Origin of the sequence: Halobacillus sp. A1 (genome assembly GCF_024189295.1) — a bacterium.
Taxonomy (GTDB): domain Bacteria; phylum Bacillota; class Bacilli; order Bacillales; family Halobacillaceae; genus Halobacillus_A.
In genome coordinates this window covers 118318-132369 of record NZ_JAIZEN010000005.1, presented here as the reverse complement: position 1 = coordinate 132369, position 14052 = coordinate 118318, and the positions used below count along the sequence as shown (strand labels likewise).

Here is a 14052-nt window from a genome sequence, read left to right as displayed (position 1 = left end):
TGCGAGTACGTTATAGTATGAATCTGCTTAAGTCTTTATTTTTAACAATAGTAGCAAGCTTGCTCTCTACGTATTGAGGGGTTATTTCAATTGTTTCCAGTGTAACATCCGGAGCTTCGAACGATAGATCCTCCAAAAGCTTTTCAAGGATCGTATGAAGTCTTCGGGCGCCAATGTTATCCGTTTCCTGGTTCACTTCATAAGCGATTTCCGCAATCCTAGTAATAGCATCGTCAGAAAATTCCACCTTTATACCTTCTGTTTCAAGAAGGGCTTTATATTGTTTGATTAGAGCATTGGAAGGCTCGATCAAAATACTTCTGAAGTCCTCCACAGTCAATTTATTTAACTCTACCCGAATCGGAAATCGTCCTTGCAATTCCGGGATCAAGTCGGAAGGTTTAGCCATATGGAAGGCTCCTGCAGCGATGAACAAAATATGATCGGTGGAAACCGGCCCATATTTTGTGACGATGGTCGACCCTTCGATGATTGGAAGTATATCACGCTGGACACCTTCTCTTGAAACGTTGCCCTGATTTTCTCCCTTGGCAGCTACTTTATCGATTTCGTCGATAAAGATCATGCCTGATTGTTCGACCTTTTCTACCGCTTCCTGGCCAATTTCATCCATATCCACGAGTTTTTGAGCTTCTTCCTGAGTCAGGACTTTACGAGCTTCATTGACAGGGAGTCTGCGCTTTTTCTTTTTCTTTGGCATGAATTGGCTGAAGGCATCCTGCATATTCATACCCATCTGCTCCATTCCCGATCCTTGCATCATATCAAACATGGAAGATTGTGACTCCTCTATCTCTACAGTAACCATATGGTCCTCAAGTTCACCTAAATCCAGCTGCTGTTTGATACGTTTTCTTTTCGATTCTACTTCCGTTTCCTCATCCGCATTTTCCTTCTGTGTTGACTCGTTTTCGTTTTGCTGGAAAAGCATTTCAAAAGGGTTTTTCATTGTGTTGCCCTGCTTTTTCTTAGAAGGAACAAGCAATTTGACTAATCGCTTATTCGCCTGCTCTTCAGCTTTGCCCTTCACAGATTCCATTTTCTGTTCCTTTACCATTCTTACAGCCATTTCAACGAGATCACGCACCATTGATTCAACATCACGGCCGACGTACCCGACTTCGGTAAATTTAGTAGCTTCCACTTTTACAAAAGGAGCTCCTACCAGCTTGGCCAGTCTCCTTGCTACTTCCGTTTTACCTACTCCTGTAGGACCCATCATCAAAATGTTTTTAGGAACGACTTCGTTCTTCAAATCATCCGTCAACTTCATACGACGATACCTGTTTCGCAAAGCTACAGCAACGGATTTCTTCGCATCTGTCTGACCTATTATATATTTGTCCAACCGCTCGACTATTTGTTTTGGAGTTAAATCAATAGACACGATACAAACCTCCTCATTCCAGGACCTCTAAAGTGATCTGGTCGTTAGTAAACACACATATTTCCCCAGCTATTTCAAGCGCAGCATGGGCGATTTGTCTGGCCGACTTCTCTGGTGAGTATCTTTTCAATGCACGGCCCGCGCTCAGCGCATAGTTACCGCCAGAGCCAATGGCTAATATGCCGTCATCCGGTTCTATAACTTCCCCAGTTCCTGAGACTAGAAACATTTTTTCCTTATTCATGACAATTAACATCGCTTCAAGTTTTCTTAAGACTTGATCACTCCGCCATTCTTTAGCTAATTCTACAGATGCGCGAGCTAAATTACCGTCATAAGCTTCAAGTTTAGCTTCAAATTTTTCAAAGAGTGTAAAGGCATCAGCTACAGAGCCGGCAAATCCAGCGAGAACTTGCTCGTTGTATAGTCTGCGGACTTTGACCGCTTTATGCTTCATGACCACTTGATTTCCTAAAGTTACTTGCCCGTCACCGCTCATCGCTGATTGGCCGTTATGCTGTACAGCAAAGATCGTTGTAGCATGAAACTGTTGATCCATATGATCACCTCATTACTTATTTGCGCGCGGATGGCTGTTCATGTATACGTCTTTCAGCCGGTCCTTCGTTACGTGAGTATATATTTGAGTCGAAGATAGGTGCTCATGTCCTAATAGTTCCTGAACCGAACGAAGATCAGCCCCCCCGTTTAACAGGTGAGTAGCAAACGAATGCCTTAATTTATGAGGGTGAATGTCTATCGTTAATGCGGCATCCTTAACCATCTTATCCAATATCGTCCGGATTCCTCGTGCTGTTAATGGACCGCCTCTATTGTTCAAGAATAAACGGGATGAAGCACTTTCCTCTTTTATAAGAGTGTTGCGTCCGTCTTTTAAGTAGCGTTTCAATGCTTCTTCTGCAAAACTTCCAAAAGGGATGAACCTCTCTTTGCGGCCTTTACCTCGAACGAGTAAAGTAGTTAATGAAAAGTCGACATCTTTTATTTCAAGCTGCTCACACTCACTTACTCGCATACCCGTTCCATAAAGCAGTTCAAGAATGGCTTGATTTCGTTGACCTAGAGGAGATGATAAGTCACTTACTTCAAATAGATGTTCAAGCTCCTCCTCGTAAAAAAACTCAGGAATAGGATTTTCACTTTTCGGCATCCGAACATTCAAAAATGGATTATTGGTTACGTACCTCTCTCTTTCAAGAAACCTATAAAAACTACGCAAACATGAAAGCTTTCTTGAGATACTTCTTCTTGACAGCTCCTTATCATGAAGAGTGGATAGATAGACTCTGATGAAGGAAAAATCTACGTCTGTCAGGGAATGTATATTCTCTGCTGTCATGAAACCGAAAAATCCTTCAATATCGTTCTTATACTGTTCAATGGTTAACGATGATGCATTTTTTTCTATTTGCAAATATTCCACAAACAATTCTTTTTGATGAAGAAGCGTTGTCATAGTTCACCTCTTAAAGCGTTTAAATTCTATCACACTATTCACTATTATAACAATGAATTTAAACCAATTGTAATAAAATTCTGAATTGTTTTATATTCACCTAACCTATTATACGGCTGAGTCAATGGAAAATAAACATATCTTTTTGAAATAACTGTCAAGTAAATACTCTTACCAAACGGTAATTATAGCCGTCATGTCGAACGGTGTCAATTATTTTAAATGAAGGTTTGTTAAATTTCCGTGTTGTTCATATGGCTCGCTTACCATGGGCATGGGGTGAGCTTCCTAGGTACTCGCCTGCTGAGGTACTCACCTCTTTCTTAGACGGGCCAGGCTAATGCCTTGTGGGATCTCAGCATATACTCTCTTTCCAAAGGATCCTTCTGTGTTCTCTTAGGTTTGGGAAGATAACTTACGAATTCTTCAGAAAAAAGCTTAAAGAAACCTCCCACTACAAACCCTTTTCATTCCAATCCAGGTATGTTTACTGCGGTCTTCCGGAAAGCGAGCTATTCCCATCCACACCGATCTACCCGCCAAATGTTTCGAAATCGAGTATTTAATAATCCTGACGTATCATTAAATAATAATTTTATGTAAATTAGACACCTATTATTACCATAGGTTAAATGAAAAAACCTATGGTATATTGCTTACCATAGGTTTGCGTTTTGGTCTTTACGATTGTTGTTCTTCTTTATAATCACAATTTGTACATTGAATTTGTGTTCCTTTTTTCGCTTTCTTCTCTACCAACAATTGCTCACATTTAGGACACGGTCTTGAGATCGGTTTATCCCATGAAATAAAGTCACACTCAGGATATCTTTCACATCCGTAGAACTTACGGTTTTTCTTACTTTTTCTCTCAACGACTTCACCCTCGTTACATTTAGGACAAGTGACGTCGATTTTTTTCAAAATAGGTTTCGTGTTTCTGCACTCAGGAAAATTAGAACAAGCTAAGAATTTTCCGTAACGCCCCATTTTGTATACCAATTCATGCCCGCATTTCTCACATTCGATGCCTGCAGGTTCATCTTTGATTTCAACTTCTTCCATTTCTTTTTCAGCTTTTTCAAGTCTTGGCTGAAAACCCTGGTAAAATTCAGAGATAATCGAGACCCAGTCTTGTTTTCCTTCTTCCACCGAGTCTAAGTCATCTTCCATGTCTTTCGTAAAACCAGCATCAATGATCTCAGGGAAGTACTCCTTCAGCTGCTCCAAAACGATTTCTCCAAGTTCAGTTGGTACAAAACGTTTGTTATCTAATGCTACGTATCCCCGTCGCTGAATGGTGTCAAGCGTAGGCGCATATGTCGAAGGCCGGCCAATCCCTAATTCTTCGAGAGTTCTTACAAGACGTGCCTCCGTATACCTTGGTGGCGGCTGGGTGAAATGCTGATTGGGTTTAATCGCTTGAGCCTTGACGATCATTCCCTCTTCTAAATCAGGCAGCAACTTATCTTTTTCTTTCTTATCATCGTCTGTTCCCTCGATGTACACTTTCATAAAACCTTTAAACTTCACTTTAGATCCAGTGGCTCTGAACTCTACACCCTGGTTATACAAGTGTACGGTCATGGTGTCTAATATAGCTGGAGCCATCTGGCTTGCTATGAATCGGTCCCAAATCAATTTATACAAACGATATTGATCTCGTGAAAGAAGGCTTTTCATAGCTTTCGGATCTCTATCCGCGCCAGTAGGTCGAATTGCTTCGTGAGCATCCTGGGCCCCGCCCTGCTTTTTGCCACCACTTGGATTTGCTAGAAATTCATTACCGAAGTTATTTTCAATATATTGTTTTGCATCCTCTTTAGCAGTGTTGGAAAGTCTGGTGGAATCAGTTCTCATGTAAGTGATCAGGCCTGTAATTCCCTGCTTTCCTTTCAAATCGATTCCTTCATAAAGTTGTTGGGCAACCATCATCGTTTTCTTAGCCCTGAAATTTAATTTACGTGCGGCTTCTTGTTGTAAGGAGGACGTCGTAAAGGGTTGTGATGGGTTACGCTTTCTTTCTCTTTTATTGACTTTATCAACAGAAAAATCGTCACCCTTCATTTGACTTTGAATTTTCTTGACGTCCTCTTCCGTTTTCAATTCTTTTTTCTTGCCGTCGATCCCATAAAAAAACCCTTCAAAAAGCTCCTGATCCTTTAAAAACTCAGCATCAATGGACCAATATTCTTCCGGCTGAAAATTTTTAATTTCATTCTCACGGTCGATTATGATTTTTACAGCTACAGATTGAACCCGTCCGGCACTCAATCCTTTTTTCACCTTTTTCCATAAAATCGGACTTATATTATATCCGACCAGCCGATCTAGTATCCGCCTGGCTTGCTGAGCATCGACCAAATCAGAATCTATCGTTCTAGGCTGTTTAAATGAATCTTTAATTGCCTCTTTTGTAATTTCATTAAATACGACTCTGCATTTGGATTTATCATCTATATCCAAGCTGTGTGCCAAATGCCAGGCAATAGCTTCCCCTTCGCGGTCGGGGTCAGCTGCGAGGTAGACGCGTTTTGCTTTTTTCGCTGCGGTTTTCAATTCTTTTAAAACGGGACCTTTCCCGCGTATGGTTATATATTTCGGTTCAAATTCATTTTCAACGTCGACTCCCATTTGACTTCTTGGTAAGTCCCTTACGTGTCCTAATGATGCTTTCACTTTATATTTTTTTCCAAGGTAACGTTCAATCGTTTTAGCTTTGGCTGGTGATTCAACGATTACAAGATAATCTGCCATGTAGTTTCCTCCCATAGAGGTTTCTCTGTTTATATATATCACAAATCTTCCCTATTATTAAATACAATGAAACCGTTTGTCAAACTGACTACCCCATTTTTGTATAGAATAAGCTGCTCTGCACCTAATCATACGTACTATTTTAGGAAAATTTTAATTTTTCTCACAGTATCCTTTTATAATGTCAGCGCAGCTATGAACTAACTGTGCACCTTGCTTTATAATTTGATGGCATCCTTCACTCGTAGGTGATCCGATCGGCCCTGGTAAAGCATAAACATCTTTTCCCTGTTCCAGCGCCTGATCGACGGTAATTAAAGAACCGCTTTTTAACCTCGCTTCAATTACTAACACGGCTTCCGAAAGGCCAGAAATGATACGGTTCCTCTCAGGAAAATGGTGCTTGCGGGCTGGACGGTCAGGCGGGTATTCGCTTAGTAAAAGCTGTTCTGATGCAATCTTATCAAATAAATTCATATCATTTCTCGGATATAAGTGATGGAAACCTGAACCGATGACAGCGATTGTCGTCCCTTTATTCATTATGGCGATTTTGTGTGCAAATTGATCGATACCCATCGCCATTCCACTGACTATATTAAATTTTGATTGGACTAGCGGATCAATGATCTTTCTCATGGAAGGGTAAGCGTATTGAGAGGGTGTTCGAGTACCGACTACACTTAAATTTAATGGAATCTGAAGGTGGTCTATGCGGCCTGAAGCATAAAGAACAAGAGGGGGATCGGGGATATTTCTCAAAACAGCTGGATATTCTTTATCAAATAGTGTAATAAACTTATATTGGGATCGATTTATGTCGAGTTTCTTCATTATATTGGGATTCTCGATGTATTTGAAAATAGCCGCAGAACGTTCCAGGGGGAGAGATGTCTCTTTTGTGATTTCAGCAGGAGTCAAGCTGGGGAGAGATGTAAGAAGTCCTTCAATTTTCATCATTCTTTTAAGCATAGATCTGGTGACGTATGGGCAATCGTGCAATGTAATTAATGCTTCTTTTTGCAAGTTCATGTACCATCCTCATTTCCATAAATTATAAGGAAAACCGTGCCTGATTAGACACGGTTTTCAAGCTATTAATGAGTTTTACATTTTTCATATAAGTTTTCTTTTTTCAAAACATCGATTAACGTCTCTCCCATAACGGAAGGAGTTTCAGCCACTTCAATTCCACACTCATTCATGACACGGATTTTCTCATCAGCTGTTCCTTTACCACCGGAAATAATAGCGCCTGCATGGCCCATACGCTTTCCTGGAGGCGCAGTGCGTCCGCCGATAAACCCTACGACAGGCTTAGACATATTGGCTTTCACCCACTCTGCAGCTTCTTCTTCAGCTGTTCCGCCAATCTCACCGATCATAATGACAGCTTCAGTATCACTATCTTCATTGAATGCCTTTAAGACATCGATGAAATCTGTACCGTTAACTGGATCTCCGCCGATACCAACAGCCGTAGACTGTCCAAGACCTGCTTCTGACAACTGATGTACAGCTTCATAAGTCAAAGTACCAGAACGGGAAACTACGCCTACGTGGCCTTTTTTGTGGATGTAGCCAGGCATAATTCCAATCTTACATTCATCAGGAGTAATGACACCCGGACAGTTCGGTCCTACAAGTCTAGTTTTCTTACCTTCCATAAACCGTTTCACTTTCACCATGTCAAGTACCGGAATATGTTCAGTAATACAGATTGCCAAATCAAGCTCCGCATCTGTCGCTTCCATAATGGCATCAGCAGCGAATGGTGCTGGAACGTAAATAACGGAAGCGTTGGCACCTGTTTTTTCTACGGCTTCAGAAACTGTATTAAACACAGGAATCCCTTCTACTTCTGTACCGCCTTTACCAGGTGTTACCCCACCTACGATTTGTGTACCATATTCGACCATTTGTTTCGTGTGAAAAAGGGCTGTTGAGCCAGTAATCCCTTGCACAATTACTTTTGTATCTTTATTAATATATACACTCATTCCATTCCCCGCCTTTCTACTTTACTAGTTCTACGATTTTTTGAGCACCGTTTGCCATGGAGTCTGCTGAAGTAATGTTCAATCCGGATTCATCGAGAATTTTCTTCCCGGCTTCAACATTCGTACCTTCTAATCTAACGACCAGCGGCAGTGTTAAGCCAATTTGTTTTGTCGCTTCAACTACACCTTCCGCAATGATGTCACATTTCATAATTCCTCCGAAAATGTTCACAAAAATTCCTTTAACATTATCGTCAGAAAGAATGATTTTAAAGGCTTCTGTAACCTTTTCAGTAGTTGCTCCACCACCGACATCCAAGAAGTTTGCCGGATCACCGCTATAGTGCTTGATCGTATCCATCGTAGCCATAGCAAGTCCTGCACCGTTGACCATACACCCGATGTTTCCATCTAGAGCAATGTAGCTCAAGTCAAAATTAGAAGCCTCCACTTCTTTTGGATCTTCTTCATCAAAGTCACGAAGGTCTGCAATATCTTTTTGACGATATAGAGCATTATCATCGAAATTCAATTTAGAATCTAATGCCAATACATTTCCGTCACCAGTAGTTACCAGCGGGTTGATTTCCGCAATGGAACAATCCTTTTGAACGAAAACATCGTATAGGCCAAGCATAAATTTAACCGCTTTACCTACTGCTTCCTTTGGAATATTAATGTTGAAAGCTAGACGACGTGCCTGGTAAGGAGTCATTCCGGTGACTGGATCAATGACTTCTCTAAAGATTTTTTCTGGAGTTTTCTCAGCGACTTCTTCGATTTCTGTACCGCCTTCTTCAGAAGCCATCATTGTCACTTTACTAGTTGCACGGTCTAATACTAAGCCGACATAGTACTCACTTTTAATGTCACAGCCTTCTTCGATTAGTAAGCGCTTAACTTCTTTACCTTCAGGACCGGTCTGATGGGTTACAAGCGTTTTACCCAGTATTTCATCAGCGTATGTACGCACTTCGTCAAGATTTTTAGCAATCTTAACTCCACCAGCCTTGCCTCGTCCGCCTGCGTGGATTTGCGCTTTCACTACAGTGACACTGCTATCCAGCTTCTTAGCCGCTTCTACAGCTTCATCTACAGAATATGCCACAAAGCCTTTTGGCACTGGTACACCAAAATCGCTCATAATTTGCTTACCTTGATACTCATGAATATTCATGTTTCATCCTCCCATCAAATTTCACTGCATTTTCATTGTATAAAAAAATGTCATCAATTGTCCACAGTAAGCTGTTCATCTGTCGAAAAATTCAAACTAGTTCACTTACACAACATTATGTAAACAAACCATTAATTTTTTCCTGCTTTTTGATCTGCTTGATATATGAAGGCGAAAACTTCTGCCACCACATGGTAAAGTTCTTCGGGAATCTGCTCGTTAATATTAAGCTGGGACAGTAATTCAACCATAGTTGGGTCCTCCTGTACGGGAACCCCTTCTTCTTTAGCTTTCTCTAATATTTTTTCAGCGACAAACCCTTTTCCTTTTGCCTTGATTTTAGGTGCCGTATGTTTAGTTGAATCGTATCCTAGTGCTATCGCTTCTTTTCTCTTCTGATTCATATCCGGAAATCCACTCCTGTGTGTTCTGAATTCACAAAACTCGCTGCTTGATTTAATGGATGTCCCCCTTTTACATTAATGGAGAGCAACGAATATCCCAGCTTTTCCAATCCTATTTCCAACTTCCCTTTATGTTCCTTGGTCAGGATAGGTGTCATTTCGTTTTCATTATAAACCGTCAAAGTAACTTGCCGCTTCACAATCATTAAATCAATGACAGTTTCTTTTAAATGCTTTAAATCTAAATAGAAAAGTATGTGACAGGAGTCAGGATCGATTATTCCTTCATTGTTCTTTTTTCCTTCAATATTTACGTATGCATCCTGAGAAATTGAAGGAATATGAAAAGCCAGCTGCAGCATTTGCCCATGATCTTGCTGGGAAGTCAATTGCATTCCATTCAAGATGTTCAGCAACTGCTTTAGAACTTCAGGTTTTGTGTTCACCACAGAGTCATCTTGTAAGCTTTGTACAACTAAGGATTTTAAAGTCGATTCTCTTTGAACGCTTGCATTTTGTTGAACATCTCTATGTATGATGGCCTCATCGTTGATTCCTGACAGGTGCAGCATTGCTTTTATTTTCAATAGAAAAGCTTCCTTCGTAAATTCTGAAGCAGTAGGTTGAGCTTTGAACGCCCATTCTACCAATTGCGGTCGGACACTCTCTGGCATTTGTTTATCTAAAAGGGTTTGAAGCTTGCCGACTATTTCTCTTGATAACTCAACAGGCCTTGACCCGTTATGTAAAAGAAGCTGATCGAGTTGCTTTCGTAGAATTGTAAAATCTTGACCAATGTGATGATCCAATTTCTTAAATACTAGAGTATCTGCAAGGTTTTGATGTAAAGCTTGAAATCGATTTACAAAATCGGAAGAGAGGTTTGCCGAAGAAAGGTTCATCGCTTTCTCAGCTTGAGTCAGCCAATCTTTCAATGAAAACATTTCTCTGCTTGAAATAGGGAGCTGCTCTTTAAATACATTGTTTACCATTGTAGGTAGTAATCGTGGTGATGGCAAAGCAGGAAATGGAGACTCACTACCCTTTTTGATAGACTGTAAAGCTTCATCCAATGTTAAGGCACCGTTGGACTGTCCTCTCCACTTGGCAACCTCTTGTTGGAACTTTTCAAAACTGAGTTCAGGGGAGATTATCTCAGCTTTTTGCAAAAAAAGGAATGTGTTTCGCTTATTGATACTTGTTTCATGAAGAAGTCGACTACTCAGCGATTGCAGCAAAGTGACCGGAGAGGATTTCCCTCCGAGGATTCCTATTATTTCTTTAAGGCGTTGATCTCCGGTGTTTACTAAATTCCTATCTTGAGAAAGTGCCGAAGATAGGCTTTCACGTGAGGACAATGCTAGAAAAACACTTTCTTTCATAGGCATTTGGTTTCGAAGTATGTGAGTGAGGACATCTTTAGTTTGCGATCGTCCTCCAAATTTCCTGAATAAATTTAAAGCTTGAAAAACCTCATCTTTTGTTAAAGAAGCGCCATTTTGAAACAAATGACGAAGCAGCTCCACATTCTTTTCAGAGGGTTTTGCCCCTGCTTCTTTAATTAGAGAGCGTATCCATTCAATTGAAAAAGGCTTTTGTGATACTAAGCTAAGATGAGGTAGTTCATTCGTCTCCTTTACTTGCAGCACGTAGCGCTCTCCTTTAATCAATGGCATTTCCAATTGAGCTTTCACTTGTGTACCACCCATGTTTAGAATCGCTTGATTTTCGGGCAAAATCTTACTGATTTTCGCAGAAATCAATTGTCCTTTTTTCATCGAAGGTGTTTTTCCAGCATTGGGCAATTGATGTAAAGATTTGAAAAGTGCACTCACTGTTGGATTCATATACATTTCCTCCTAAGAAGACATGCTTGCCTTTACAGGAGAAAAGCTTCTCCTGTGATGAGGGGTAGGCCCATGCTTTTTCAACGCATCAAGATGGTTTTTTGTACCATATCCTTGATTCGAATGGAAATCATAAGATGGATATGTCTCGGCTAATTCCTGCATCATACGATCACGGGTTACTTTAGCGATAATGCTTGCAGCAGCGATAGAGACACTCTTTTCATCCCCTTTTATTAGAGACTGCTGAGTACAGCCTGCATCACTTAAACTCATGGCGTCTATTAACAAATGATCAGGGCGGTGGGTAAGATTCTCTACTGCTCTATTCATCGCCAGTTTTGTTGCATTATGAATATTGATTTCATCAATTTCCTGACTTGATACAATACCCACTCCTACCTCCGCATGCTGATTGATATGGATAAAATATTCTTCTCTTTTAGATAGGGATAATTGTTTGGAATCGTTAATTCCAGGCAGGTAAAAATTATCTGGCAGGACTACTGCGGAGGCAACTACAGGTCCTGCAAGAGGACCTCTTCCAGCTTCATCAATTCCAGCAATACACAATTTCCCTTGTTGTTTACTTACGTTTTCGTGATGCATCATCTCTTGAAATTTTCGCTTCAGCAATTGCTGCTGCTCCGCTTTTTTATCGTATTGGGCAATTAGTTTTTGCACACCTTTTCTTTCATCTTCCCGAAAAGTCTTCAACTCTTCTTCACTAAGAGATTCATTTTCAAATTTATTCTTAAGATCCTTGATGGTATATGTAAATTCCACAGTATCACTCCACGTTAGTTATATCGGTCTTTCAATAACATATGTAAATAAGAAAAAACGCAAGAGGATATTTTCCACATTGCGTTTTCCAGCTTAATCTGGTCTTTCAAAGCTAATCAATCCAATTTTACCGGACCGCAAGTCCTGGAGAATGACATCAGAGGTCTGTTCAAAATTGATCACTCCACCTGATTCAAGACACCCTCGTTTTTTTCCGATTTGTTCAAAAGCGAACATAATGTCATCATATGATTGAAATCCATACCTTTGTTCCAGCAATTCAGGGTAATGGCTGCTCACGTAATCTAAAATATAGGCAGCCACATCTTCTTTAGGAAGTATGGTGTCTTTGATTGTACCGATCGCAGCTAAACGATAGCCAATTTCCTCTTCCTCGAACTTAGGCCACAAAATACCTGGTGTATCCAGTAACTCAAAGTCTTTTTTCACTTTGATCCACTGCTGTTTCTTAGTTACTCCTGGCTTATCTCCGGTGATTGCTGTCTTCTTGTTCGCTAGACGATTGATTAAAGTGGATTTCCCTACATTAGGAATACCTAATATCATAGCACGGAGGGCACGGGGTCTTACCCCTCTAGCTTGCAGCTTTTCCATTTTAGATTTACCTAATTCCTTTGCAAGATGAATCACTCGCTGAATATCTTTTTTATTGTTAGCTTCAATAGCTAATGCTGCTATATTTTGTTCATTATAATATTGAATCCATTGTTCAGTAATCCGCGCATCTGCCAAATCCTTTTTCATCAGAACGACCATTTTCGGTTTATTCTGAAGCAGCTGATGAAGCACTGGATTCTCTGAAGAATGAGGAGCCCTTGCATCAACTAGTTCAATCACAAAATCAACCAGTTTCAGCTTTTCCTCAGCTTCTCTTCTTGCTTTGGCCATGTGGCCTGGATACCATTGAATCGCCATACTTTTCCTCCTTAGTTCACGAGGCCGATTCTGTTGAAAGGCCAATAAGTAAACAACCCGACTCCTACCAACTGATCGTAAGACACCATTCCGATTGCGCGACTGTCAGTGGAATTATCACGGTTATCTCCTAATACGAGAACATGGTCTTCAGGGACTTCAGAGTGTCCTCCGGGAAGCTCGTCTATTGTGAAATCTTCAGTTACTAATTCACCCTCAGCGGCTTCTTCTTTACTATCTTCCAAGTAAGGCTCTTCAACTACCTCACCATTAATATAAAGCTCATCACCCTGCATTGCCACCTCGTCACCAGGCAGCCCTATCACACGCTTTATAAAATCCTGCTGATCACTGGCGTGGAAAACAGTCACATCAAACCGATCAGGTTTCCCTAAAGAATAATTGATTTTACTAACAATTAAATGATCACCATCATGCAAATTAGGCGACATCGAAGGACCTTCTACAATAACAGGCGCAAATAAAAATACACGAATAACAATAGCCAATAACGCAGCTATCGCTAAAGCCTTCACCCATTCTAACCATTGTTTCTTCATACAAGTAGCTCCTTTAAAAGAAATGCGGAGAGGGGCGGTCAGGCCTGACATGCATAAGCAAGCTCACGGAGTGAAGCGCTCTTCCTTCACGCAGGGAGATCGCTTATGTCACGAAGGCCTGCCCCTCGCAGCTGGACAATCGAAATGCGGAGGCGTCTTGACGGCCAAGACACGCTTTACAGTGAGAAATATGTATATTTTAAATTAGAAATTTAGAAAAAAGGAGCTTGACGAATGCAAGCTCCTTTCTGCTAAATTAGATAATTTCTTTAATACGTGCAGCTTTACCGCGTAGATTACGCAAGTAGTATAGCTTCGCTTGACGTACTTTACCACGACGGGAACGTTCAATTTTAGCGATTCTTGGTGAATGTACTGGGAATGTACGCTCAACACCAACGCCGTAAGAAATCTTACGTACTGTAAATGTTTCACTGATTCCCCCGTTTTGACGCTTGATAACAACACCTTCGAATACCTGAATACGTTCACGGTTACCCTCGACAACCTTCACGTGTACTTTAACAGTGTCACCTGGTCGGAAGTTCGGGTGGTCTGTACGAAGCTGTTCCTTCGTAATGTCATGAATTAATTGTTGCATTTTCTTCACTCCTTCTTAACTAATGCTCATATCTTCTATGAGAAAGCGGAACATCGTTCTAGGCACAAACCGTACGTTTGAGCACAACTGATAATATAT

Annotated in this window: 13 protein-coding genes; all 13 read right to left on the bottom strand. The window is 40.7% G+C overall.

What is annotated here, in order from left to right:
- Window positions 1-10: 10 nt before the first annotated feature.
- A complete protein-coding gene (hslU, locus tag LF817_RS07465; RefSeq protein ID WP_253935167.1) occupies window positions 11-1408 on the bottom strand; it encodes an ATP-dependent protease ATPase subunit HslU in 1398 nt (465 codons plus the stop codon).
- A 13-nt stretch (window positions 1409-1421) separates the two neighbouring features.
- Window positions 1422-1967 carry an ATP-dependent protease subunit HslV gene (gene hslV / locus LF817_RS07460; RefSeq protein WP_253935166.1) on the bottom strand — a complete coding sequence of 182 codons (546 nt, stop codon included), beginning with the start codon at window positions 1965-1967 and terminating at the stop codon, window positions 1422-1424.
- 12 nt (window positions 1968-1979) lie between these two features.
- The gene (xerC, locus tag LF817_RS07455) at window positions 1980-2885 is read right to left on the bottom strand and encodes a tyrosine recombinase XerC (RefSeq protein WP_253935165.1); all 906 of its coding nucleotides are present in this window, start codon (window positions 2883-2885) and stop codon (window positions 1980-1982) included.
- A gap of 681 nt (window positions 2886-3566) precedes the next feature.
- The gene (gene topA / locus LF817_RS07450; protein WP_253935164.1) at window positions 3567-5642 is read right to left on the bottom strand and encodes a type I DNA topoisomerase; all 2076 of its coding nucleotides are present in this window, start codon (window positions 5640-5642) and stop codon (window positions 3567-3569) included.
- 153 nt (window positions 5643-5795) lie between these two features.
- Entirely contained in the window at window positions 5796-6674 is an 879-nt protein-coding gene (gene dprA, locus LF817_RS07445) for a DNA-processing protein DprA (RefSeq protein ID WP_253935163.1), read from the bottom strand.
- Window positions 6675-6739: 65 nt separating this feature from the next.
- Window positions 6740-7642: a succinate--CoA ligase subunit alpha gene (gene sucD, locus LF817_RS07440; protein WP_253935162.1), complete on the bottom strand. Its 903-nt coding sequence runs from the start codon at window positions 7640-7642 to the stop codon at window positions 6740-6742.
- A 16-nt stretch (window positions 7643-7658) separates the two neighbouring features.
- Window positions 7659-8819 carry an ADP-forming succinate--CoA ligase subunit beta gene (gene sucC / locus LF817_RS07435; protein WP_253935161.1) on the bottom strand — a complete coding sequence of 387 codons (1161 nt, stop codon included), beginning with the start codon at window positions 8817-8819 and terminating at the stop codon, window positions 7659-7661.
- Between the two features lie 131 nt (window positions 8820-8950).
- The gene (locus LF817_RS07430) at window positions 8951-9223 is read right to left on the bottom strand and encodes an EscU/YscU/HrcU family type III secretion system export apparatus switch protein (protein WP_253935160.1); all 273 of its coding nucleotides are present in this window, start codon (window positions 9221-9223) and stop codon (window positions 8951-8953) included.
- A complete protein-coding gene (locus tag LF817_RS07425) occupies window positions 9220-11070 on the bottom strand; it encodes a hypothetical protein (protein ID WP_253935159.1) in 1851 nt (616 codons plus the stop codon). The genes LF817_RS07430 and LF817_RS07425 overlap by 4 nt, the downstream gene beginning before the upstream one ends.
- Before the next feature lie 12 nt (window positions 11071-11082).
- Entirely contained in the window at window positions 11083-11856 is a 774-nt protein-coding gene (locus tag LF817_RS07420; RefSeq protein WP_253935158.1) for a ribonuclease HII, read from the bottom strand.
- A 93-nt stretch (window positions 11857-11949) separates the two neighbouring features.
- Window positions 11950-12792: a ribosome biogenesis GTPase YlqF gene (gene ylqF / locus LF817_RS07415; RefSeq protein WP_253935157.1), complete on the bottom strand. Its 843-nt coding sequence runs from the start codon at window positions 12790-12792 to the stop codon at window positions 11950-11952.
- An 11-nt stretch (window positions 12793-12803) separates the two neighbouring features.
- Entirely contained in the window at window positions 12804-13352 is a 549-nt protein-coding gene (lepB, locus tag LF817_RS07410; protein WP_253935156.1) for a signal peptidase I, read from the bottom strand.
- A 256-nt stretch (window positions 13353-13608) separates the two neighbouring features.
- A complete protein-coding gene (gene rplS, locus LF817_RS07405) occupies window positions 13609-13953 on the bottom strand; it encodes a 50S ribosomal protein L19 (protein WP_253935155.1) in 345 nt (114 codons plus the stop codon).
- Window positions 13954-14052: the final 99 nt, after the last annotated feature.